Origin of the sequence: Xenorhabdus japonica, assembly GCF_900115195.1 — a bacterium.
Lineage (GTDB): Bacteria > Pseudomonadota > Gammaproteobacteria > Enterobacterales > Enterobacteriaceae > Xenorhabdus > Xenorhabdus japonica.
Window position 1 is genome coordinate 59,551 of sequence record NZ_FOVO01000014.1, and the last position, 22,869, is coordinate 82,419.

The window sequence follows — 22,869 nt, forward strand, 5'->3', positions numbered from 1 at the left end:
CTCTGAAAGACTGACCAATAATCACGGGATGGGGAACTGGACGGCGTAATGCAGGGGATCAGCACCTGCCTCCACACCAATACAAGGCTGTGCACTACGTGGCTTTCCTCTAACCCATTGATTTCATTAATTTCCACTCCTCTGCCGGAAATAAGCAAAATCAACAAGTTAGCTAAAGGTGGGATTTCTCACTTTTAATTCAGCACACTTCCGTTTCAAACGGAGGCGTGAAACTAACTCTAGGTATCCCATATGTTAAAGGACAGATTACTGCTTTATAAGGATACTGACTTCTCATACTCACTTGATTCTTCTTTGGCAAAAGCTCATCTGATCGTCAAATATCATCAAAAAATCTGAATACTTAAAAGTGCTGTTTATGTGTACAGAAATGCACTGGTTTAGCGGGGAATTTTTGCAGTGAATTTTCTGAATAAAATAATGATGACCGTTCTTCAATATGGGTTTTTGAGAAGAGTGAACTGAGGGAAAAATCAGATCTAAAAAGAGCAAAAGTGGAATGTATTTTTGTTACACTTTTTTACAAATAGAAATACATTCGTTGCAAATAAAAACACCTCAGAGGGGAAGTCTGAGGTGTCTTAAATTTAACTCCACGTGCATTTCACGTGCACTTTGAAGTCCTTTTACTGTCATGACAGTAACCAACTTTTCTAACCTACTGTTTTTCAAGTTGTTATCCCTACACTGTCCTACCAAATTTTCTTGCGGAATTTGAATTGGTTATATAGTTAATTGATAAATAATATTTTTATTAATTTTTTATTGGTTAGTTACTACCAAGCTTACTACCAAAAACATTTACGATTGCTTTTTGACCGGGGGGGATTAGCTGTGTATATTCATATTTATAAACAGTATTTTTATGTGTCCCGCTGTCCCTGTGTCCCTTACTTATTTATATAAATATAAAAATATTATATATATTATATAGTTATATGTATTTTATAAAATCTATACTCAGTACAAATGAGGGACAAGAGCGGGACAACACCTAATATAGATGTCCCGATGTTTCAATAAACCCCTCCCCGGAAAATGAGCAACATTTTTTGCGTTTATACGGCTATACCAGATTTAGCGGTAGAGTTAAACAGGAATTCTTGCTTAGGCCTGTGGGATAAAAATTTCTACATCGCGGCCGCTTTTCTGTCTGGCTACTCCATCTATTATGGATTTTTCGCCGGGCGTAGTCTCTTGGCTTTCAAGTCCAGTAGTTTGATGTAGTTTAGGAACGGTTAATATTTTTCTGTAGTTTGCTGTAGTGTTATGTGAAAAATTTTGAATAATGTTGGCCAGCACTCTTGCTTGCTCATAGTTTCATTGAACCGTTTGGCAAAGCGCTTTGCGCTCAGAGATGATCCAACTTTTGAATCATTAGCATAATCATGTAGTTAACCGTAACTCGATATTGAGCTACGGTCACGTTGCTAATTCCCCTGTTTCGGAGCAATTAAACCTAACCACAGAGTTAAGGCAGAATTCCGCCTTAGGTATCAGCTCCCCAGCCCAGATTTCTAAGTTCTGCTCGCATAAAGTCATATGCAGTAATCGTAGCTCTGGTATTTTTTGCGTGTCGAGTACAAAAAATAGCAAAGGCGTCTACCGGAGAAAAACGCTGTTTGTAGAAAAAGTATTTTGCCAGCGGATGTTTCTTTTCTGCGTAGATAGGTTTATCAGGGCAATTATATTGTTCGTCCATCCAAGATATAAATTGGTCTACAGTCAGGTCATAGACTTTTTTGTCAATTTCTAACCAGTAATGGAAATCGTCATTTTTTCGATCGCCACCAAGAACAATTTTAATATCGGCATTGCGGAAAAATTGCTGTGCAACCATACCGAAGAATACAGAAGCTCCCTGACAAGAATTAATTGGGAAGCTATAAAAGAAAGGAATACCCATATCATTTATTTTTTGGTGCTCTTTCTCGAATACTCTTCGGGTATCCATCGCTAATTTAACAAGTCCGTTTTGCATAGTTTGCAATCGATATTATTTAGTTTATAGAAGGGTAAGGGAATAGTTTATCAAGCTCTGCTTTGAGGGTGAAATGTTACGAACCAAGTTACCCCGATAAACCATTCCATACGATTTAATACCAGATTCTGACTGATGTTTTTTTGGTTTGTAGTTATCTGTAGTTAAAGGTGTTTGTTAGTAACTACTACCACTGTAATGCTTGGTGCTAAATGGTTTGAGCTAATTTCCATTAGCCTAAACTCTGCGCGCTTATTCTGGGTAATCTGGTATATTTTATCTACAGAAACTTTTATGAACCTAAAGGTTAACCGTGGATATTTTATCAACGTTATTTTTTCAGAATACGCGAAGAATCGGAATGATAATACCGAGTGTCGTGATATCGGAAAAGCACCAAGATTCGGCAGAGATTACTGAGCATCCGGTGCAATACGGTGCAGCTATCAGTGACCATGCCTATGATAAGCCGTCAGAGGTCACAATGGAGCTAGGTTTTGCTGGTGGGGGTTCGTTAATTGACGGCTTTGATACGCCTACTAAGATATTTGATTTTAATACCGAAGAAATATTGGGTAAAAGCCCCAAAGAAATTTATGAACAACTGCTTAAACTAAAAGCCTCTAAAGAGCCGTTTGACGTTCTCACAGGAAAGCGCCGGTATAGAAACATGCTGATCCGGGCAATTGAAGTAGTAACGGATAAAACCTCTGAAAATGTCCTGATGGTCACTTTGACCTTGCGTGAAGTGATTATCGTCGATACTGCAATAGTTGAGGGTATAAAAGTTCCACGGGTAGCAAGAACTGCACCGTTAGAGGCTCAGCCAACACTTGACCGAGGAACGGTAACGCCAATAACAATCGATAAAAATCAGTCTTTGTTAAACGCGGGATATGAGGCATTAGATGATTTTTTAGGTGGCGCATTGTCTAGGATTGGAAAGCAGATCACAGGAGGCTGAAATGAACGTCGTAGAGATACCTTTGCTCGCGGGAAACCAAGTGTTTGATATTCAGCTAGGCGGCATAGCGTATAGAATGGTATACAGTATAGGGGCATTGCTGGTTGGGTATTAGATATTATGCACCCGAATAGCGAGCCGATGGTATTAGGAACTCCGCTAGTTTCTGGCGTAGATATTCTGGAATCATACCAGAGCTTGGGCTTTAATGGTGCGCTGGTTTTTGTTTGCAAAGACGGTAATGAGACGAGCGGAGAAGGCTTAGGCGATACCAAGAGGCTATATTTCGTATCTTCTTGAGATGATTCAAAACCCGCCTCATGATTAAAATCAAACAGTTATCCATAAAGCAAACTTGCGTTACGAACAATATCAACTAGATAAGTCTCTTATGCCGGGGAGACTATCGATATCCCGGCAGTTAAAAACAAGGGGCTTTTCAATTCTACCGAATCGGTATAATTAAAATAAATCAGTAGGTTAAAGTGATGATTGAAAAGCCAATCACCATAATTACAGATAACACTCTGTTTCTACTCATGAAGCAAAAACGCGATCATTATCCCTTGCCCGTTAGCCAACCCGATTAGAACTTCCCCGGCAACCTATTGATAAGGCTTAATTCTCGCGAATCGCTAGAATTGAAAAACCCTTTCTAATCAGTATGGTCCAAAAGTTGGAACATCTATTTCTTATACCCCCAACCGGTGTTAATATGTACTAGTTATATAGTACAACCAAAGTGGATAAAAGATCATGCACAGAGATATGCAGAAAATACTATTGCATTGGGGCGGGTGGGTAGTGCAGGGCAGAGTTAACATTGGTTGGAAGTCAGTATCCGCTGGATTTGAAAACGCGGTGACTTATTCCGGTAACAATAAGCTGTCGTGCAGTGACGAGGACGGCATGATCATAGATAGCTGTGTCGCCAAGCTGCGCAATGTCGGTATGGCTCAGGAGTGTGATTTTATCGAGCACCACTACGTTAGCGGCATGTCGAAAAGAGCCATAGGCCGTAAGTTCAAGCTCGGTGAAAGCGAAGTCAGAAAGCGAATGCTGGTGGCTGAGAGTTTTATCTTAGGGTGTCTGGAGGCGTTAGACGAACCATTGGAAATAGACCTAATCTATGGCTTCCACGGTAACAGGGCGAATTCGTCCAGTTCAGCATTAAACGCCCAACAGTAAAAAGCCTATCCCTTGCCCGTATATCTATGCGAACGGCTACCGCCATATTTGGCGGTAGGGTTAATATATTCAGTATGGTAAGGCGTGATGCCCACTTAGAGTACGGAAGAATACGTGGGCATCTTTGATTACGTTTTATGAGAGGTAGCGGTCTGTTGCTGGTTTTATTTTTCTACCAAAGTCTTCAATGTAATCCTCATAGATGAAGACACTACTGTTGGCAAATATAAAATAAGAATTTCTTTCCCCATTCTTAATAATACCCATTATAAAGCCACGTTCATCGCTACGATCCCAATATTCAGTCTCACCCGGGCTTAGACTATTCCAGTCTGTATCCCCTCTTTTTCCCCATTTATTAACACTCATAGAAATATTTCTATTTGAACGGTTTGTTATTTGCATGAAATCCTCTCTTTTTTAATTGTGTAATATGTTAAAAATAAGAAAATTTATGTTTTCGACTCTATTTCAATAACATTCCATGTAAGCGATTCTCATTATTGTTTTTTACCCAATTAATACAACAATAATGAAACTCAGTAGTCTGATCGTATTGGCTGTTGTAATAATAAGTTTCGCCAAACACTACCAACCCGCAGGGGCAAAGCTCAGGTATGACGGGCAATGCAAAGCCCTTTTTAGGGCTTAGCTCACAGGGTCGCGGAAAACTTTTACCCGACCTCATAACCGATTGATAAAGTTCAAACACCCTGAAACGCAGAGTTTGAACCGTTATGGAAATTCCCATATCGCCCGGCTTCCTGCAATACAGGTTTCCGAGAGTATCAAAGGGTTAGCGTTTCTGTATACCGTTCTGAACCAAGTCAATATTATTGCCTTGGTTCTTAAATGCCCGAAAATCCACCAGCAAAGAGATTCCGTACAGCACACGGAATTAAGCCAATTCAATGAGTTAAATACTCTCCCCGTTCAACTTCCTCAAATTGAGGGAGTTAATAACAATCAATAAGTTATAGGCTCAATCTATCCATAACCTTTTGATTAGGCTTAATTGTTCCATTCCAGCACCATCAGAATTTGGACAAAAACCACCAGCTATAGCACAATGTTATTCGATGGGGCTATCTCGACGGAGAGAAAAGCGGTACGCCTTACCGCCTGCCTCATCATCCCTATTGTTAAGGCACTACGTTATAAGGCGGACGTGATGAAAGATCCAAGCCCCTAGTATGTGCATTCGAAAACCCTCCCATTAGTGTTGCAGTAGACTTACTAAATGCGACCAATCCTAGTTTCCATGTGACAGAAAAACATATTAAACTATGGTTTAAAGAGGGGGTTATAGGTAGATATCTATTGTTAGATGATATGCGAGCAATATGGTTTAAAAGGGGATTAGAGTCGGTATTTGACTTATTATTTCATGAAGTAAAGAGCTATAAATACCTTGCGGTACGTACTAATGACGCAGATTGGGCGACAATAGTTCAGAGTGGTATTGATTTAAAAACTGGCGAAGTGAATGTGAAGAAGCGCGGAAGAAAGATTAAAGACCGAGTATATATTACCTATGCTCTTAACAGAGCATCGGATCTTTATACTGATAGTGCGCACAAGATGGCCAACAAGAATCAGAATTCCACACCTAACAATAATCACGATAGAGAATACTCGACTGTAGAGGCATTACCATCACCTGAACCTGTTATCCCTCACTTTGAGTTAGAGAAAATATACTCTCTAATCCACAATATCCCTTTGCTTGAAAATTACACAGAGATAAAAACCAAAGAAAAAGAGATAAACGGAAACCCTAGATCCCTTAATTTTATGGCAAGGTTAGTAAAAGCATTACTTCATATCCAGTACAGTGCGGATGAAGCAGAAAATATCCGCCGAGAATTAGACGATCCCCATAGCCGAATAAGTACAGATTTTAGTGATAAAGGCATTAAAGCACCCAGCGGAAAAGCCTTACACGGTAAGCTTAGAGATATGCTTATCGAAATAGTTCCTCTTATTGAAAACGTAGATATTGAAAAACTAGACATCAAATAGTTTCTGTTACCATTTGGAATATTTGTAATATTCCCGGAACATTCGAATATTCCAAAATAAAAGGTAGTAGTCTTTCTCTCGTACCGATCCACAACAACCTAGGAAGACTATTATCTATGAAACACTCTCTTATCCGATTACCCGAAGTTTGTCGCCGTACTGGTTTAGGCAAGTCCACGGTATACAAATACATTTCCGAAGGGAAATTCCCCAAGCAAATAAAGACCGGCGAACGTGCGTCTGCGTTTATCGAAAGTGAAATAGATGCTTGGATTAACCAGCGCATTATTGCCGCTCGCTTAGGTGAACGTTTAGAGGCGGTACGCAATGGCTAATACAGATATTTTATCTGTACCCATTGCCCGGCAATTTACAGGCTTATTTTTGCTGGTGGATATACGGGCAAGGACTCAAGCTGAATTAATTCTACCGCTGTACCCTACCGAATAAAAACGGAGTCATAAACATGGAACATTTAAAAAGTGGCTTAAGTGCCACCGGACAAACTCGCTCTAAAAACAGCCAGAACGGTATTAGCGAGTTATCGAACATTGATAATTTGAGCTATCCAAATTCGGACAGCGCAAAATCATTACATGGTTCGACTAGCCTATTACAAATGGCGATTTTTCAATCTTTGATCCCCCCATTTTGGGGAATCAAAACGCATAGTCATGAAAATAGTGATCATTGTCTCTTTACTTTGTCATTCAACTTTGGCTATATTGACCTTGCACCAGCAAAATCTGGTGTCAGGATTGAGACCCTGAGTAAACAGTTATCGGCGACACATGACGCGCCAAGCGTCTTTTTTTGTGTCACTGCACCACAGCACCTACCATTTAAGGTGGTATTCGCCTATACGTATTCAATGGTGGCGCTTTCAAGGCAGCTTTCGAGCTGGCTGGTTCCCGATAACGCCAGTAGTCTCAACCTTGTCTGCGTCACCGCCCCTATAGAGATTGAGACCTCTCGCGGTGACAGTTCAAATCTGTTATCGGAGATCGCAACTATGGCGACTATCCCTACCCCAACTCATTTCAAATTCGTGTTTCTGAGCATCAAACGTGCAGATTTAGACGCTATTCCCAGCCGTATAGAGGCTATTGCCGCTGACGAGCACAACGCCCGTTCTGCACTTTCCCGTGATTTCGTTTTGTTCTTTGCTGCTCGCCTGCCAGTACAGGAGGTGCGCCATGTCTGATCGTTCATTGGCAAATATCTATGCTCAGCCAGCCGATGTGTTAGAGCCAGTAGCGGCATTCCTTAAGGCCGTGGAGTACCTGCGATTAGACCCCGAAGCGAGGGATATCGAGGCCGATTTACTGGAATACGCGCAACAACTCTTACAACTGCATACCGACAACGCCAAAAGCGCTTACTGGACGGCTGAGGCTGCCCCCTGTGTTACCCATGCTAATGAGGTGCAATATGCTTGATTACAGAACGGTTATCGAAAACGACATTGTGACGCTGTACAGCCAATCCGAGGAAAGCAGCCCAGATATGATAGTGGCTTCTCTGCCCGTGACTTCTATCTTAGACCGGTTTAATGGTGGCGAATGGGACTACCAGAGTGATGTAGCTTTAGAGCTAATGATGGCATGGCTAACCACACACCCAGAGGGGCAAGCTGTCGGTGATATTCGTTTCTTTCGTTGGCTGGTGGCGCATGTCTGGATTATTGAGCAAAGGGAAAAGCACAACGGCAACGCCATTTTTAAGCTGGAAAATTCCCCGATGATACTTCCACTGTTCTTATCTACTGAATGTTCTACATTGGAAAATAATGTTGAGGGCGCGTTGATTGAGCGATTCGGGCACGAGCAAGGGTTAAAGAACGCTGCCAGCTTCTATTGGCAAATGCTAACGGGCTTCCCCGGTCAAGGCGCGGCACTTTCTGATTTTGGTCGAGAAGTCATGTTCGATCTGCATCGCGACTTTATTGAAGAGGGTTTACCTCAGATGGCGACCAACAAGCCGAGGGTGATGCACTGATGAATAAATCTAAATCCACCAGCGTTGTAGCTGAAACAGTTAGTGATTGTGAGAACGACAATACAGGGGGAGTCATGGATATGGTTAAAGAAATCGATTTTGGCGAAGATTTTCGAGAGCCAAGAGTTGTGTCAACAATCGCGGTGTTTGAAGAAAACAAGGCTCAATCACGTAGTCGAAAACTCACAAAGAACATGACTCGAAATGCTCCACGTGCCCAGTTGGTTAAAGGTCATAAAACTATGTTGTTTAGTGGTGGCTCAAAGTATACCGGAACCAAGTCTAAAAAATGTAAGCGTAAGCAAGGGAAGAAAAATAAAAAGAAAGGGGGCCGGTAGTTGAGTCATACCGGTTATAAACGCGAACGTTAAAAGAAGCTCATTACAAATTTAGAGCGAAATAAACACTTATCCCCTCCACGGAATAATAGCCAATACGTAGAAGATTACATATTGGCTCTCTGTGTTTTGTTGTTACAGCCTGCATGTGCAGAGTGTATTTCTTATTGCAGCCTGCATATGTAAAGGGCTTATTTGTTATTTCCTTAGTGGCTATGTTGCTTGCGTTTATATCCGTTTATGACCGTTTAACGCAGGAGAAAATGCAATGAGTATTAGTGAATCGATGCTGACTAAAAAAGAAATAAAAGCGGCACTGCACTATAAATCTGATAGTGGCTTTCATGAGTTTTTAAAAAGAACACCTGAATTTCCAAAGTCTGTGAAATTGGGGTTAAGGCGTGTGGAATGGGCAGCAAGTGAAGTTAATGAATATATAGCATCACGTCTTAATACCCGTGGACAGGAGGATAAATCACGTGGCTAACAATAGACAACCGTGCTCTAAAAATGATCGCGTTGCAATTATGGGTTATGTATTCAATATGTGTATTCTGGTTTTATAAAGTCAATTTTAATGCCGAACAAAGCCAGTAGAATAAGACGATTGAACTAATCGAATGCTATCGTGTGTATTGCTAGATCAACAGATTGAATACTTGACCCAATTATGCAACGGAGTTATTCAATGAAAATCAACACGCGTATTCCCGCTTTAGCTAATCCGCGAAATTACAATGAGTTGGTATTTGTTGCTGAGAATTATGTTAACCGCGCTGTATGTCGTCGTGCTGCTGCCTTAGAACGCAGGGAGAATAGAAAAAAAGGAAACAGTAATAATGGCAGATAAAATTTACTATTCCCGTGGACGGGATGTATACGATATTACCCCTGAGCAACGATGCGCCGAAAACGCAGATCAGTTCATTGAGCACTTAATAACTGATACGGCGACTGCCAAGAAGAAACAATATTTTTGTGCGGCAATGGAATCGGGGGAACACCCAAAAAGCCAAGACCCAAAAGAAAAATACCCTGAGAAGTTTCAGGGTATCAAAAACTGGAAGCTTTCAGCGTTAGCGGCTAAACGCCGCTTTGCATCGTTTGACTGCGATAGTTTTGACAGCCCCAAGACGTTTGATGCGTTAGTCAGTTACTTAAAAAAGACGTTTAAAGGTGTACTCTATACGACTTTTAATTATACCGCAGATGCTCCGCGTTGTCGTTTTGTTATTATCTTGGATTCTGAGGTAGATCGCACTGTGGGTATTCATGTATGCCAGATGATAGCCCATGAAATAGAAACGGCGATACAGCAAATCGCAGAAGAGAATTTGATCAGCGAATGGACTCCTGTCATTGGGTGGGATGAGTCTGTTTATCGTGCCGAGCAACAATGTTATTTGCCAATAGTGAATGCTGTACGCCGGAAAACGAAAAGCGGGGAGGATGTGACTGATGCGATTATTCACCGTTTAGACGGCGAATTGGCAGACGTAGAGAACTATCTTGCAATGGCTACGCTTGTGTCGAAGACAACTCCTCGGCCTGTACAGCATTATGATAGTGACACTGATTTAGAACGCTGGTTTGAGGTGGACGAGCATACATTAGCTGATTTACATGCTGCGCTATTTTCTCCCGCGATGCTGGCAATATCAGAGGGAGGCAGACAAAATTGGCAAAGGGTAATTGCTGCTCTTGGTAGTTTGAAAAACACACCCTATGAAGACAATGCGTACCAATTGGCGTTGGAATGGTCAGAAGCTGGTGGAGCGGCATTTGATGCTAAACATTTTGAAGCAACTTGGGATACTTCCCGTGCTGATCTCACCAGCTATAAATGGATATTTTCGCAAGCTGCCTCGCTGGGGTGGGAAAACCCTCAAATTCTTCGACCTTATTTAGCATTAGAAAAGCTCGGTTTTTATATGACCGAGGACGGTCTAATGAAGAATATTGAAGAGGGGAAAGGTAAGGCAAAAACCATTGAGGCACGGAAGATATCCGCGCCGTTCTCAGTACTGGGATTAACCCGCGATGTATACAGCGATAACTGGGGAAAGCTGATTTCATTTAAAGACAAGGATAGGGAAACGAAGCAATTCATTGTACCCGATGAGCAATTACATAAGCCCGGTAGTGATATTCCTCAGAGCTTAGCGAGATTAGGGTTATATATTGGTACAGGTATGAGCCGTGATTTATTGGGGTATCTGAATATCACAACGGCAAAAGAGCGCATAACCTTAGCCATCTCCACGGGCTGGTTTAATGATCGCCTGTTTGTATTGCCTGAAAGCACAATAGGCAGCTCCACCAGCAAAGTGATGTACCAATTATCCGGGCGTAAAAAGAGCGAACGCAGCCAGTTAGCGCAATCAGCATCCCTTGAAGACTGGCAGAAACTTATCAGCGCAAAATGTGCCGGTAATACCCGGTTAGTATTTTCTCTCTGTGTTGCTTTTGCTGCTCCTTTACTCAATGTATTGGGGGTTGATGGTGGTGTATTCAGCCTGAAAGGGGCTTCAACCAAAGGTAAAAGTACGGCTCAGCATGTCGCGGCCTCTGTATGGGGGAGTGGTGCAACAACAGGCGGATATTCCCATAGTTGCAACACTACCTTAGTCGGGATCGAGGTATTGGCCACAGCGCATAATGACTTACCATTAATCCTGGATGAACTGAAAAGCGTTAATCCTAAGCTGGTGGGTCAGGTTGCTTAGCAAGCTCGCTTTATGGATATTCCGGCGATAGTAAGCGATGAGAATGGCGTTTTTGATACCCTCCACGGATTAGGCACAGCTAAAGAGTTTGCCGATTCTCTGAATGCCTTAACAACGAAATACTATGGATGTGCGGGTATTGCATGGCTTGAAAAGCTTACTGCTTCTTCCCGTTCGGAGCTGATTGATCGCTTGCGAGAGTTAATCACTCAGTTCAAGAAAACTTATAGACCAGAGGATGCAGGCTCACAGTTAGACCGGGTATTAGAGCGCTTTGCACTCTGTGCTGCTGCGGGTGAATTGGCGACTGAATGGAGCATTACAGGCTGGAATACCGGGGAGGGTCTACGCTGTGTTGGTGAGTGCTTCAAAGCCTATGTAGATAGTAGGGGCACGACTGGTGATCTGGAAGCGGTAAACGGTATTGAGCGGCTGAGTGTGTATCTCAGTACTTACGGTGAACATCGCTTCCGCTCTTCCTCTGATAGCGGTGGGCATATAACTATATTTGATGGTTACATTACTTTAGCTGCCGGGGAATCTGTTGATTTAGCTGATTTTAACAACGAGTCGATACCTGATAATGATCCCCCTCCATCACGCATTTATTGGGTTACACCCGAAGCGTTGAAAGAACGTGCTTTGGATGGCTGTAATTTTGATATGACACTTGCCGCTCTACACAAAAAGGGGGTACTTGTTGGTGTAACAGAAGAGATAGACAAGAACGGTAAACTCCGCACTGTTTATAACCCTAGGAAATATGCCCCTTTCGGTTATACGGGGCGGCATAGATTTTACCTAATATGTAGTGTAGCCGACTTACTACCAAACATACTACCAAAACTATCGAGTTATAACGATACTAAACGAATACTAACGGGCAGTAAAAAAGCCCTAACTCATAATGAGTTAGGGCTTTTTCTTGGGTTTTCGGTGTATTCCGATGATTTCCGAATACAAAATTGGTGGAGCTGGCGGGAGTTGAACCCGCGTCCGAAATTCCTACATCCTCGGTACTACATGCTTAGTCTGGTCTTTACATTCGCTTGCCAGCTGCGGACAGACACGCCACTAACAAACTAGCCTGATTGGATTTAACGCTTCAACCCCAGGCAAGGCATCCACGCGATCTCTTTTGGGTTTGACCTCTCTTGATCCCCGTCCTAAGAGCAGAGGCTAGGGAGAAAGGGCTCTGCGCAGGTTATTAAGCTGCCAGTGCGTAGTTTTCGTCGTTTGCGACTATTGTTTTGCGGCTTTTTACGAGGCCAACCGCCCCTCGGCATGCACCTTGGGTTTCGCGAATCCCGTCGAATCCAGAATCAGCCCCAAGTGTGTTAAACGCAAGTGTATCAGAATATTGGGGGATAATGCTAGTGATTAACGCCCAGAATTCTTCATAATTCGTGCTTTGTCTAATTTCCACTCGCGCTCTTTAATATCTGAACGTTTATCGTGTGCTTTTTTACCTTTTGCAACGCCAATTTTGACTTTGCACCAAGCATTTTTCCAATACATGGAAAGTGCGACGATGGTATAACCTTCTCGATTGACTCGACCATACAGTGAATCAAGCTCTCGTTTGTTAAGTAGTAGTTTGCGTAATCGTGTCGGATCACAAACTACGTGGGAAGAAGCAACGTTCAATGGCGTAATTGTGGCACCAAAAAGATAAGCATCACCATTTTTGAGCAAAACATAACTCTCACTGATGTTAGCCTTGCCAGCGCGCAGTGATTTGACTTCCCAACCTTGTAGGGATAAGCCTGCTTCAAATTCTTCTTCAATGAAGTATTCATGGCGGGCTCGCTTATTCATGGCAATTGTTGCCGAACCGGGTTTGTGTGCTTTTTTCTTTGTCATAATGAGTTGTATTATACTGTATGCGTTAGTGAAAGAAATCTCTTCTGCATGATATTTAGCAATAAGTGCACATTTATTGATCTAAATGTCGTCGGGTTTTTATTTAACCACATTTAAGTGATATTATTCAGCACTGTTAAGTTTGACAGGAAATGATATGCCACAGATTAGTCGCTCTGCGCTAGTGCCTTACAGCGTGGAACAAATGTATAAATTGGTCAACGATGTGACGTCTTATCCGGATTTTTTACCGGGATGTGTGGGTAGCCGTGTAATAAGCAGTAGTAATAATGAAATGATGGCTTCCGTTGAGGTCTCTAAGGCAGGGATTAGTAAGACGTTCGTAACGCGCAATACGTTATTTGATAATGAAAGCATAAAAATGCAGCTGGTTGATGGGCCTTTCCGTAAGTTGATGGGAGGGTGGCATTTTACTCCGCTAAGTGAAGATGCTTGCAAGGTTGAGTTGCATCTTGATTTTGAATTTACTAATAAGTTAATTGAGCTAGCCTTTGGCAAGGTTTTCAAAGAGTTGGCTGGTAATATGGTTCAGGCATTTAGCCAACGTGCTCGTGAGGTTTACAGTGTCTGAGATCAATATCGAAGTCGTTTATGCTCTGCCTAAACGGCAATATTTGCGCAATGTGAAAGTACCGCAAGGAGCAACTATTGAACAGGCTATTATCGAGTCTGGCTTTTTGACACTACGTAATGATATCGATTTGACCAAGAACAAAGTTGGTATCTATAGCCGTCCTGCCAAATTGACTGATACGCTGGAAGAAGGGGATCGTGTAGAGATTTATCGCCCTCTGATTGCTGATCCAAAAGAAATGCGGCGTAAGCGGGCAGAGCGCGCTAAAAATAATGCGCAATAGGATCCATTTATTCGCCAGTTTATTTACTGGCGAATAAATAAAATACACACTTTACTGATTCTTTGGCAGTGACTTTTCATTCTTGATATCAGTTAGCACACCTTTGCTATCAAAGATAAGTGTCAGGGTTTCCTGAGTTACTTTTCCATGACCTAGCTGTTGGCGGAATATGTAATACCAAGTTTGACTCCCAAATGGATCGGTCAGCATTGGTGTTCCCAAAGTGTAAGAGACTTGCTGCTGAGTCATTCCTTTCTGGATTTTTGATACCGCAGCCGGCGTAAGGTAGTTCCCTTGATTAATATCAGGACGATAAACAACTCGCTCAAGCATGGAGCAACCCGCAGTCAGCATAACAAGTGATACAGTAGCGGCAGTCAATAATTTACAGCGCATAGTAATTACATTCCTTTAGGAGTTAGGCCGTCGATAATAATAAACATTGAAGAGATTGAAAACCTCTACGCATTTACCTATGACTGCAATTATACAAGAAAGTTGTATTAATTTATGCCGCTAGCAGCTCTTTTGCGTTGGCCAGAGTGTTTTTTGTAACCTCACTTCCCGCCAAAAGCCGCGCCAGTTCTTGGAGTCGTGCTTTTTTATCCAATAATTGCATTTGGGTTTCTGTTTCTTCACCATCTGTTTGCTTGCTGACATAAAAGTGCTGATGTCCACATCCTGCGACTTGAGGTAAGTGGGTGACGCACATAACTTGGGTCGATTCCCCTAATTCACGCAGTAGGTGCCCAACGATCGCAGCTGTTGGGCCGCTGATGCCTACATCAACTTCATCGAAAATGAGCGCAGGTGTTTCCATTTTTTTCGCTGTAATAACTTGAATTGCCAGCGCAATACGGGAAAGCTCACCACCTGATGCCACTTTTGCCAGCGGTTGATGAGGTTGGCCGGGGTTAGTTGTTACATTGAATTCGACTTTGCTGGCTCCATCGATATTTAAATGTTCCGGTTCAAAAGTAATATCAATGGTGAAGCGACCATGAGGCATAGAAAGCTGGTGCATGCTGTTTGTTATCAACTGGCTCAATTCTACGGCATATTTCTGGCGAACATGGTGTAATTTTTCCGCCACTGTCAGGGCTTGCTGGTAGTGGAGGCTGACAAGTTCACTCAGGTGGGCACAATCATCTTCCTGCTGGGATAACTGATGCTGTTCTTCCAATAACTGTTGATGCAATGCAGGCAACTCTTCTGGTGCAACATGATGTTTACGAGCCATGTTGATTTGCTGGGAGATTTTCTGTTCCAGTTCGAATAAACGATTAGGGTCTAGCTCCAGTTGGTCGCTGTAATGACGTAACTCGTCACTAACTTCGTTGATTTGAATTGCAGCTTCTTCCAGCATGTTAAGCAGGCCACTGAGCTTATGATCCATGCTGGCAAGCTCTGTTAGTTCACTTCGAGCATAGCTGAGAAGACTGGTAATATTCTGCTCATCATTATCGCTTAAAAGCTGGAGAATATTTTGGCTGACGGACAAAAATTGCCCACAGTTTGCCAGCCTCTTGTATTCGCTGTCCTGCTCTTGATAATCACCTGATTGTGGTGATAGTTCGTTCAGTTCTTTCAGGTGATATTCCAGTAATTGCTGACGTGATCGACGCTCAAGCGCTTGTTGTTGAAATTGGGAGAAAGCCTGACAGCTTTGGCGCCATTGTTGGTAAGCCAGTTCCATTTCATGCTGAAGTTCAAAATCGCTCGTATAAATATCGAGTAAGCGCCTTTGGTGACGATTTTCTAATAACAATTGATGGGCATGTTGGCCGTGGATTTGGATCAGATGTGAACCCAATTCACGTAATTGAGAAAGAGGCACGGCAGTACCATTGATAAAACCGCGGGAGCGCCCATCAGCGGTGATTGTACGACGCAGCAGGCACTCATTATCATCATCGAAGCTTCCATCAAGCTGGTGGTCTAAAAGCCATTTTCGGGCAGAAGGAGCATCAGTCAGTGAAAAACGAGCACAAAGATCGGTGCGTGGAGCACCTGGACGAACCATATTGGCTTCGCCACGATTGCCAAGACATAAACCTAATGCATCAATCGCTATGGATTTACCGGCTCCGGTTTCACCTGTAATTGCTGTCATTCCTGAGCGGAAATCGATTTCAAGTTCACGAACGATAGCAAAATTACTGATGGTTAATTGAGTCAGCATCGTGCTCCTCCTTCTTTTTGCTGTATATAAGAACACGCTCCTGTACATAGAAACATGTCTGTGCTTCCATACAGTATAAACTGGTTTTTTATACAGTAAAGTAGAGAGACTTCGTTTTTAAAACATTTTTTTCGACCAACCCAATTTTGTGCTCAGTGTATTGAAGTAGTTGTAATCTTTTGGATGAATTAAATGCAGATTATAGTCACTGCGTTTGATGATCACCTCTTCACCATCTTGGATTGGCAGGACTATCTGGCTGTCACAACTGACTTCGTAGTCGCTGTTATTTTGGGCGAACTTCAGGCGAATACTGCTTTCGCTGCTGATAACAAGAGGACGAGCTGAGAGAGTATGCGGAAACATCGGTACCAGCACGATAGCATTCAAGTTCGGGGTTAATATCGGCCCGCCAGCAGACAGTGAATAGGCAGTGGAGCCAGTAGGTGTTGCTATGATCAAACCATCTGAACGTTGGGAAAAAACAAAGCGATCATCAATATATACTTCAAATTCAATCATATGGGCAACTTTTCCTGGATGTAGTACGACTTCATTTAATGCAGTGCTACATCGGGATTTATGCTCTGTTTTTGTAACTTGTGCTTCAAGCAGAAAACGTTTTTCATCTCGATATTCGCCATCCAGAACTTCAGATAGCTGTTGTAAAGCATTATCTGGATCTAAATCTGTCAGAAAGCCTAAATTACCTCGGTTAATGCCAATGACTTTGATATCATAACGTGATAATACTCTGGCTGCACCAAGCATATTGCCATCACCACCGACAACAATCACAAGATCGGCAATTTTACCGATTTCTGTCAACCCGCCAACCTGAGCATCTTTTAAACCAATGTCCTTTGCGACCTGTCTATCCACAATAACGCAATAGCCTTTAGATACCAGCCAGTGATACAGCATTTCATGGGTGGCCAGTGCTTCCGGGTGACGTGGACGGCCGACAATACCGATGCATTTGAATTCATTATTCATTGCTATTATTTCCTTCAGCATGTGGTTTTGCCCTCACAATATGATGTGTTCCCTTGAATCCCGCGTTTTGATCCCCATAATAAGCGAGAATGGCGAAGATAATACAAAATACGCGGAGATATTCATGAGTAGTAAAGACCAAAAAGTACCTGACGAGCAAGTCTCAGAAAATACAGAAAATGTATTAGAGCAACAAATAAATGCAGAACAGGCAGACGCGCCAGAGACTGAAAGCATTGTTGACCCGCGTGTTGCTGAGTTGGAAGAACAACTGAAACAGGCTCAGGTTAACGAGCGTGATGCGATATTGCGTGCGCGTGCTGAAGTGGAAAACATTCGTCGTCGTACTGAGCTGGATGTAGAAAAGGCACACAAATTTGCATTGGAAAAATTTGCCAATGAACTTTTGCCAGTTATCGACAATCTGGAACGTGCATTAGAAGCGGTTGATCGCACCAATGAAACTCTGCTGTCAATGGTTGAAGGAATTGAACTGACTCTGAAATCTTTTATTGATGCAGTGGGTAAGTTTGGCGTTGAAGTGGTCGGTGACATCAATGTACCTTTCAATCCAGAAGTGCATCAGGCGATGGCTATGATGGAATCTGATCAGCATGAACCTAATCATGTTATGTTGGTGATGCAGAAAGGCTATACCTTGAATGGTCGTTTGCTGCGCCCTGCAATGGTTGCCGTTTCTAAATAAAATCACGGTATCCTGTGATGTAATGCCGCCACTCATAAGGCGGCATTTTTGTAAGTAGAAATTAGTTATTGGAATAATGTTATTGAGGTAATAGAGGCGTCCAATCTATCGGAGACAATCCTTGACTTTCTAACAGCGTATTAGCCTGTGAAAAATGTTTACAGCCTAAAAATCCACGATGGGCAGACAAAGGGGAAGGATGTGGTGCTTTTAATACATGATGGCGCTGGGTATCAATAAAACGCCCTTTTTTCTGGGCATGAGCCCCCCAAAGCAAGAAAATAACTCCGCTGCGATGTTCATTGATTGCTGTAATAACTTTGTCAGTGAATGTTTCCCATCCTAAATTAGCGTGAGAATGTGCATTACCGCGCTCAACGGTCAGTACGGTATTGAGCAACAATACCCCCTGTTTTGCCCAGCTGATCAAACAACCGTGATTGGGGCGAGTAAATCCAGCAAGATCTGATTCCAATTCTTTGTACATATTAACAAGGGAAGGTGGTGCAGGAATGCCCGGTTGTACAGAGAAAGCCAGACCGTGGGCTTGATTCGGTCCGTGGTAAGGATCTTGTCCCAAAATCACCACTTTTACATCAGCCAATTCGGTATAGCGGAATGCGTTGAAAACATCTTGCTGAGGCGGATAAATAATTTTTCCAGCCTGACGTTCATTAGCAACATAAGTTAATGTATCAACGAAATAAGGCTGTTTTTTTTCGTTGCCGATGACATCGTGCCATGTGAGAAGTGTGGACGGTACGGACATAGCCAATCCCTTTCTAGATGATTATCAGATAAGTCTAAGCTTACCGATTCCCTTGGAATAGGGAAACCCTCTAAGTCCAATCCGTGCTTAACTCCTAGAATGAAAATCTGTTTTTATAAACTTTTTTGAAAAAATACAAAAATAATCTCATCCAATCATTATATAAAAGATTATTTAAAACAGACAATTATGAGTTCATGGTTAATAACCTTACAAAATTAGTTGATTTTCATCAAAGAATATTCTCATTTGTGCTGGTATACAGGAAATTAAGAACGATGGTTGATTAAATAATGGCTTAACTAAATAACCAAGATAATGAAGTTGGAGGTATAAATGATTACTGGGATTCAAATTACCCAATCTGACAATGCTGCATTGATGAATTCTTTTTGGCTGTTGGATGATGAAAAAAATGAAGCGCGTTGTATCTGTGCCAAAGCGGATTACGATGAAGGCCAGATTGTTGCCAAAGAGGAATTGGGGCAGTTTGAATATCGTGAGATTCCGTTAGAAGTCAAACCAACGGTGCGCGTAGAAGGTGGTCAACATCTGAATGTTAATGTTTTACGCCGTGAAACGCTGGAAGATGCGGTAAAACACCCTGAAAAATACCCTCAGCTTACTATTCGTGTATCTGGTTATGCTGTACGCTTTAACTCATTGACCCCAGAACAGCAGCGTGATGTTATTGCGCGTACTTTTACAGAAAGCCTGTAACTTTTTTATCAAACAAAAGTGTATCAAGCAAAAAGTCTAAAGGGAGAATTAATACTCCCTTTCTTATTTGAATAAATAACGAAATATAATTCCTCATGTTTAAAGTGGAATTATATTTTGTTAATTAAAGATTAAATTTACTCTTAATTTGTTAAATATTCTGCCGATAGAGAATTTAGGTTTTTAAACTATCCCAAACCTGAATAATCTGTAGGAGAATTTTATGGACTTATCAATTAACACCAGTTTTCTCAGCGAATTAGGGAATTATTCATTACAAGAGAATTCTCTGCTACCTCAAATTAATTCTCCAGGTCAGTCACCACCAGACAAAGCTGATCACATTTCTTCCTCAAATATTTCACTTTCAGAAAGTACTAAACAGGCTAATGTGCTCTATCAATCACTGATTAATAATTTAAATGCGAGTGCAATAGTAGCATCCGAATTGAAAGCCAATGATATTGCTGGAAAACATTCTCAACCGATCGATTATTCTCTGACACTGGTTACTCGTGATGTTTATCGGCAGAGCAGTTTAGGGGTTGGCGATTATGTGCGTCTGTCTGATGATGATTTATTGAAAGTCGGCATTGAACCTGAAACGTTGAATGATTATTCAACAGGGTTTCAAGCCGGCGTATACCAAAATAATGGGTTATATATTGTTTCTTTCACAGGATCGAATGAATTAAAAGATTTCATGGCAAGCATTCGTCAGGGGCTTGGCTATAATGAAAAACAATATAATCAAGCTTTGGAATTGGCACATAAGGCATTAAAAATCTTTGGGGAAAATGTCATTTTCACGGGGCATTCATTGGGCGGCGGATTGGCAACAGTGGCTGCATTAGCAACAGGGAAGCCTGCTGTTATTTATAATGCTGCTGGTGTTTCAGATGAGACATTGAAACGTATGGGAGTATCACCTGAAGTTGCGCGCGAATTGGCAGATAACGGTTTGATACGGCACTATGCCGTCCAGCACGACTGGCTGGATATCTTGCAGAAAAAATTGCCCGTTCCTAAACCGATGGGAAATACCATAGACCTCAAGTATGAATATGAACTGAAGAACGTCTGGGATGCTTTACCTCATCGATATGGATTGCACTCATTTAAGGCTCACTTTTTGGAAGCTGTTCTGGAATTAATGACAGAACAGGAGCCTTGGTTGAATGATCGCGATACTATGCTGGCGTCAGCCGATAGTGTCGACGAGAATGAAGAGGATGATGTGAATATCGTTTCCTTGCAATCATTGGCAATGACTATAGATGATTCTGTAATTAGGGAGCAATTTGAGGAGGTTTATCAATAAATCGCATCACAGCGGCATGAGCAGAGTTACACTATATGATGTTTTGAGTGTGCTGTTTTTAAAGTAAATGGTGAATGAGTTGGGAGGCGAAGCCATTGTATGACTTCGCCCATATTCTGATAATTAATCGTTGCTGGATTCAGTTATTTCTGGCTTGGAATGACCTGAAGGAGTACGGCGTTTACCAATATTTTTACTGTCGCGATGACGAACTTTCACGCGGCTGCTCTTTGTATTTTCTGTTTTTTTCTTCTCTTTGCGTTTTGCCAACACTTTTTTGGATGGCTTATAGCTTTTTTTCTCACTTGGCGCTTTGGTTTGCGGACGAAGCTCATCAATGACCCGCATTTTCAAAGGTTCTTTGAGATAACGGCTGATTTTACCCAAAAGTGGATGATCGTGTGCCTCAATCAGAGCAATGGCTGTTCCCTTACGGCCTGCGCGAGCAGTACGACCAATCCGGTGCAGGTAAACATCTGCGGTACGGGGTAAATCAAAGTTAAAAACGTGGCTGACGTTTTCGATATCCAATCCACGGGAAGCAACGTCGGTTGCGACCAGAATATTGACTTTACCATCATTCAGGCGTTTCACGGCATCTGTGCGCTTGGCTTGTACCATTTCGCCCTCAAGGAAACTAGCCTGAATACCTGCTTGGCTCAGCCAATCAACAAGTTCACGTACACGTTCTCGTTTGCGGACGAAAACAATCGATTTGGTAACATCAGGTTGCTGGAGAAGCTGACACAGCAAAGCTGTTTTATGTTCTAACGTATCAGCACGATAATAAAATTGCTGAATTTTTTTACGTTCACGACGAGAAGGTTCAGCATCGATCTCAACAGGATCAGTTAACAGTCGCTCGGCAAAATCACGGATGGATTCGCCTTCCAGGGTTGCGGAGAATAATAACGTTTGTTTGCGCCAGCGAGTCTCACCCGCAATAGTTTCGACATCATTGGCGAATCCCATATCCAGCATACGGTCAGCTTCATCAAGGATCAGTGTTTCCACTGCACGGCAGTCGAAATTTTCTTCTTTGATGTATTGCAGCAAACGTCCTGTCGTTGCGACAACAATATCCTGATTTTCACTGAATACTTCCGCGTGATTCATGTAGGCGACACCACCGATTATTGTGGTAATGTCCAAGTGTGTGTGTGCTGCAAGTTCTTTTGCTTGCTCTGCAACTTGCATTGCCAGCTCACGGGTTGGAGTCAAAATCAAGATACGTGGAGGCCCCGATTTTTTGCGAGGAAAATCCAGTAAATGTTGTAGTGCCGGCAATAGATAAGCGGCGGTTTTACCTGTGCCGGTTGGCGCTGAGCCTAGTACATCGCGTCCATTCATAGCAGCAGGAATAGCTGCCTCTTGAATGGCAGTCGGGCGTTCGTAGCCTTTTTCGTTCAGTGCATCAAGCAGGGATTCATCAAGTTCGAATTCGGAAAAGTTTGTTGCAGTCATCATATACCTCTGTTTGGGTCGCCGATTATAAATCGGTAAAACGGAAAAAGAAAATACCCAAATAACATGCCAGACTCCCGCCGTAGCTCGCTATTATGCTGAATTTCTTGAGTTGTTGTTTTCGCTGATTTTCGTGCATTTAAGGGAATTTTGAACTATTTTGGGATTATCAGCACCCCTAATAGCACCCCTTCACATCGTGAGAATTTGAACTGGAGAGCACTACAGATGGCCTACTATAGCATAGAAAAACGCCCGCGCGCAGATGGCACTATCCGTTATCGCTGTACTGTTGGCGTTAAATCTGGTGGTAAATATATTTACAGAGAGAACCGCACATTCTGAAAACAGTCCCACGCCAAAACATGGGGTGCTATGCGTGTAGCCGAACTAGAACAAAATGGGATTCCCACACAGGATGAAGTCGAGAATTTTACGGTTGGCACTCTACTACATAAATAACCCGAATTCTGGATAAGAAATTGACGAGAAGCCTGTTCCCGGAGCAATGTTTTGGTGAAGGCCGAAACAGCTCCGGTGAGGAACAGGCTATGAACAACTTAGTTGAAATTTTCATCGGTGTCGATGACTTTTGTCGTTTTTTCATTCCACAATGGGAACAATTTTGTCTCAAGAAGGGATATCGCCTACGTCGTAGAAAAGGTCATATGTATCCCAGTGAAATCATGACCATCTTGCGCCTCTTTCATCTGTCGCATTATCGTGATTTTA

General features: G+C 42.3%; 27 protein-coding genes, 1 other RNA gene and 2 pseudogenes. 21 read left to right on the plus strand and 9 right to left on the minus strand.

Features of this window, described 5'->3' with window-relative positions:
- Positions 1-1,510: 1,510 nt before the first annotated feature.
- A complete protein-coding gene (locus BM135_RS07650; protein WP_092519178.1) occupies positions 1,511-2,002 on the minus strand; it encodes a hypothetical protein in 492 nt (163 codons plus the stop codon).
- Between the two features lie 313 nt (positions 2,003-2,315).
- Between BM135_RS07650 and BM135_RS07655 the strand changes: the two genes are divergently transcribed.
- From BM135_RS07655 to BM135_RS07665, 3 genes are all read left to right on the plus strand, one after another.
- Complete coding sequence (locus BM135_RS07655; RefSeq protein ID WP_245737321.1) at positions 2,316-2,966, plus strand: phage baseplate protein; 651 nt, start codon at positions 2,316-2,318, stop codon at positions 2,964-2,966.
- Between the two features lie 120 nt (positions 2,967-3,086).
- The gene (locus tag BM135_RS17340; protein WP_245737322.1) at positions 3,087-3,266 is read left to right on the plus strand and encodes a phage baseplate plug family protein; all 180 of its coding nucleotides are present in this window, start codon (positions 3,087-3,089) and stop codon (positions 3,264-3,266) included.
- 456 nt (positions 3,267-3,722) lie between these two features.
- On the plus strand, positions 3,723-4,154 hold the full coding sequence (locus tag BM135_RS07665) for an antiterminator Q family protein (protein WP_175486014.1): 432 nt from the start codon (positions 3,723-3,725) through the stop codon (positions 4,152-4,154).
- 135 nt (positions 4,155-4,289) lie between these two features.
- Here the strand turns inward: BM135_RS07665 and BM135_RS07670 are convergent, their stop codons facing one another.
- Positions 4,290-4,559 (minus strand): hypothetical protein, encoded by a 270-nt coding sequence (locus BM135_RS07670; RefSeq protein ID WP_092519180.1) that lies wholly within the window; start codon positions 4,557-4,559, stop codon positions 4,290-4,292.
- Between the two features lie 322 nt (positions 4,560-4,881).
- Between BM135_RS07670 and BM135_RS07675 the strand changes: the two genes are divergently transcribed.
- The 11 genes from BM135_RS07675 to BM135_RS07715 all read left to right on the plus strand — a co-directional run bounded on the left by BM135_RS07675 (position 4,882) and on the right by BM135_RS07715 (position 11,238).
- The gene (locus BM135_RS07675; protein WP_139204085.1) at positions 4,882-5,127 is read left to right on the plus strand and encodes a hypothetical protein; all 246 of its coding nucleotides are present in this window, start codon (positions 4,882-4,884) and stop codon (positions 5,125-5,127) included.
- Positions 5,128-5,417: 290 nt separating this feature from the next.
- Positions 5,418-6,176: a hypothetical protein gene (locus BM135_RS07680; RefSeq protein WP_092519182.1), complete on the plus strand. Its 759-nt coding sequence runs from the start codon at positions 5,418-5,420 to the stop codon at positions 6,174-6,176.
- 116 nt (positions 6,177-6,292) lie between these two features.
- Entirely contained in the window at positions 6,293-6,511 is a 219-nt protein-coding gene (locus BM135_RS07685; RefSeq protein WP_092519183.1) for a helix-turn-helix transcriptional regulator, read from the plus strand.
- Positions 6,504-6,626 carry a hypothetical protein gene (locus BM135_RS17660; RefSeq protein WP_281244122.1) on the plus strand — a complete coding sequence of 41 codons (123 nt, stop codon included), beginning with the start codon at positions 6,504-6,506 and terminating at the stop codon, positions 6,624-6,626. Before BM135_RS07685 ends, BM135_RS17660 begins: the two co-directional genes overlap by 8 nt.
- Before the next feature lie 16 nt (positions 6,627-6,642).
- Positions 6,643-7,380, plus strand: a complete 738-nt coding sequence (locus tag BM135_RS07690) for a host cell division inhibitor Icd-like protein (RefSeq protein WP_245737323.1) — start codon at positions 6,643-6,645, stop codon at positions 7,378-7,380.
- Complete coding sequence (locus tag BM135_RS07695) at positions 7,373-7,615, plus strand: hypothetical protein (protein ID WP_092519184.1); 243 nt, start codon at positions 7,373-7,375, stop codon at positions 7,613-7,615. The genes BM135_RS07690 and BM135_RS07695 overlap by 8 nt, the downstream gene beginning before the upstream one ends.
- Entirely contained in the window at positions 7,608-8,174 is a 567-nt protein-coding gene (locus tag BM135_RS07700) for a hypothetical protein (RefSeq protein ID WP_092519185.1), read from the plus strand. Before BM135_RS07695 ends, BM135_RS07700 begins: the two co-directional genes overlap by 8 nt.
- Entirely contained in the window at positions 8,174-8,512 is a 339-nt protein-coding gene (locus BM135_RS07705; protein WP_092519186.1) for a hypothetical protein, read from the plus strand. The genes BM135_RS07700 and BM135_RS07705 overlap by 1 nt, the downstream gene beginning before the upstream one ends.
- A gap of 268 nt (positions 8,513-8,780) precedes the next feature.
- Positions 8,781-8,999, plus strand: coding sequence for a helix-turn-helix transcriptional regulator (locus BM135_RS07710; protein WP_092519187.1), 219 nt, complete (start codon positions 8,781-8,783; stop codon positions 8,997-8,999).
- A 201-nt stretch (positions 9,000-9,200) separates the two neighbouring features.
- Positions 9,201-9,362 carry a hypothetical protein gene (locus BM135_RS16920; RefSeq protein WP_175486016.1) on the plus strand — a complete coding sequence of 54 codons (162 nt, stop codon included), beginning with the start codon at positions 9,201-9,203 and terminating at the stop codon, positions 9,360-9,362.
- Positions 9,352-11,238, plus strand: coding sequence for a DUF927 domain-containing protein (locus tag BM135_RS07715; protein ID WP_092519188.1), 1,887 nt, complete (start codon positions 9,352-9,354; stop codon positions 11,236-11,238). Before BM135_RS16920 ends, BM135_RS07715 begins: the two co-directional genes overlap by 11 nt.
- 966 nt (positions 11,239-12,204) lie before the next feature.
- Here the strand turns inward: BM135_RS07715 and ssrA are convergent.
- Positions 12,205-12,568, minus strand: a transfer-messenger RNA (tmRNA) gene (gene ssrA, locus BM135_RS07720).
- A gap of 50 nt (positions 12,569-12,618) precedes the next feature.
- The gene (smpB, locus tag BM135_RS07725) at positions 12,619-13,101 is read right to left on the minus strand and encodes an SsrA-binding protein SmpB (RefSeq protein ID WP_092519189.1); all 483 of its coding nucleotides are present in this window, start codon (positions 13,099-13,101) and stop codon (positions 12,619-12,621) included.
- A gap of 157 nt (positions 13,102-13,258) precedes the next feature.
- Between smpB and BM135_RS07730 the strand changes: the two genes are divergently transcribed.
- Together BM135_RS07730 and BM135_RS07735 are read left to right on the plus strand one after the other, a co-directional pair.
- Positions 13,259-13,693 (plus strand): type II toxin-antitoxin system RatA family toxin, encoded by a 435-nt coding sequence (locus tag BM135_RS07730; RefSeq protein WP_092519190.1) that lies wholly within the window; start codon positions 13,259-13,261, stop codon positions 13,691-13,693.
- Positions 13,686-13,979, plus strand: a complete 294-nt coding sequence (locus BM135_RS07735; RefSeq protein WP_092519191.1) for an RnfH family protein — start codon at positions 13,686-13,688, stop codon at positions 13,977-13,979. Before BM135_RS07730 ends, BM135_RS07735 begins: the two co-directional genes overlap by 8 nt.
- 51 nt (positions 13,980-14,030) lie before the next feature.
- Here BM135_RS07735 and bamE read toward each other — a convergent pair whose 3' ends face one another.
- The 3 genes from bamE to nadK all read right to left on the minus strand — a co-directional run bounded on the left by bamE (position 14,031) and on the right by nadK (position 17,157).
- Complete coding sequence (gene bamE, locus BM135_RS07740; RefSeq protein WP_092519192.1) at positions 14,031-14,375, minus strand: outer membrane protein assembly factor BamE; 345 nt, start codon at positions 14,373-14,375, stop codon at positions 14,031-14,033.
- A 112-nt stretch (positions 14,376-14,487) separates the two neighbouring features.
- Positions 14,488-16,161, minus strand: coding sequence for a DNA repair protein RecN (recN, locus tag BM135_RS07745; RefSeq protein WP_092519193.1), 1,674 nt, complete (start codon positions 16,159-16,161; stop codon positions 14,488-14,490).
- A gap of 117 nt (positions 16,162-16,278) precedes the next feature.
- Positions 16,279-17,157 (minus strand): NAD(+) kinase, encoded by an 879-nt coding sequence (gene nadK, locus BM135_RS07750; RefSeq protein ID WP_092519194.1) that lies wholly within the window; start codon positions 17,155-17,157, stop codon positions 16,279-16,281.
- 124 nt (positions 17,158-17,281) lie between these two features.
- Between nadK and grpE the strand changes: the two genes are divergently transcribed.
- On the plus strand, positions 17,282-17,863 hold the full coding sequence (gene grpE / locus BM135_RS07755; RefSeq protein ID WP_092519195.1) for a nucleotide exchange factor GrpE: 582 nt from the start codon (positions 17,282-17,284) through the stop codon (positions 17,861-17,863).
- Positions 17,864-17,942: 79 nt separating this feature from the next.
- Here grpE and ung read toward each other — a convergent pair whose 3' ends face one another.
- Positions 17,943-18,632: a uracil-DNA glycosylase gene (ung, locus tag BM135_RS07760; RefSeq protein ID WP_092519196.1), complete on the minus strand. Its 690-nt coding sequence runs from the start codon at positions 18,630-18,632 to the stop codon at positions 17,943-17,945.
- Positions 18,633-18,968: 336 nt separating this feature from the next.
- On the opposite strand from ung, the gene grcA reads away from it, so the two are divergent.
- Positions 18,969-19,352, plus strand: coding sequence for an autonomous glycyl radical cofactor GrcA (gene grcA / locus BM135_RS07765; protein WP_092519197.1), 384 nt, complete (start codon positions 18,969-18,971; stop codon positions 19,350-19,352).
- A 223-nt stretch (positions 19,353-19,575) separates the two neighbouring features.
- Entirely contained in the window at positions 19,576-20,673 is a 1,098-nt protein-coding gene (locus BM135_RS07770; RefSeq protein WP_092519198.1) for a Tle-like phospholipase domain-containing protein, read from the plus strand.
- A gap of 123 nt (positions 20,674-20,796) precedes the next feature.
- Here the strand turns inward: BM135_RS07770 and srmB are convergent, their stop codons facing one another.
- Positions 20,797-22,137 (minus strand): ATP-dependent RNA helicase SrmB, encoded by a 1,341-nt coding sequence (srmB, locus tag BM135_RS07775; protein WP_092519199.1) that lies wholly within the window; start codon positions 22,135-22,137, stop codon positions 20,797-20,799.
- Positions 22,138-22,365: 228 nt separating this feature from the next.
- Here srmB and BM135_RS07780 point away from each other — a divergent pair.
- Together BM135_RS07780 and BM135_RS07785 are read left to right on the plus strand one after the other, a co-directional pair.
- Positions 22,366-22,596, plus strand: a pseudogene (locus tag BM135_RS07780) (site-specific integrase); the annotation flags it as partial.
- 92 nt (positions 22,597-22,688) lie between these two features.
- Positions 22,689-22,869, plus strand: a pseudogene (locus BM135_RS07785) (IS982 family transposase); the annotation flags it as partial.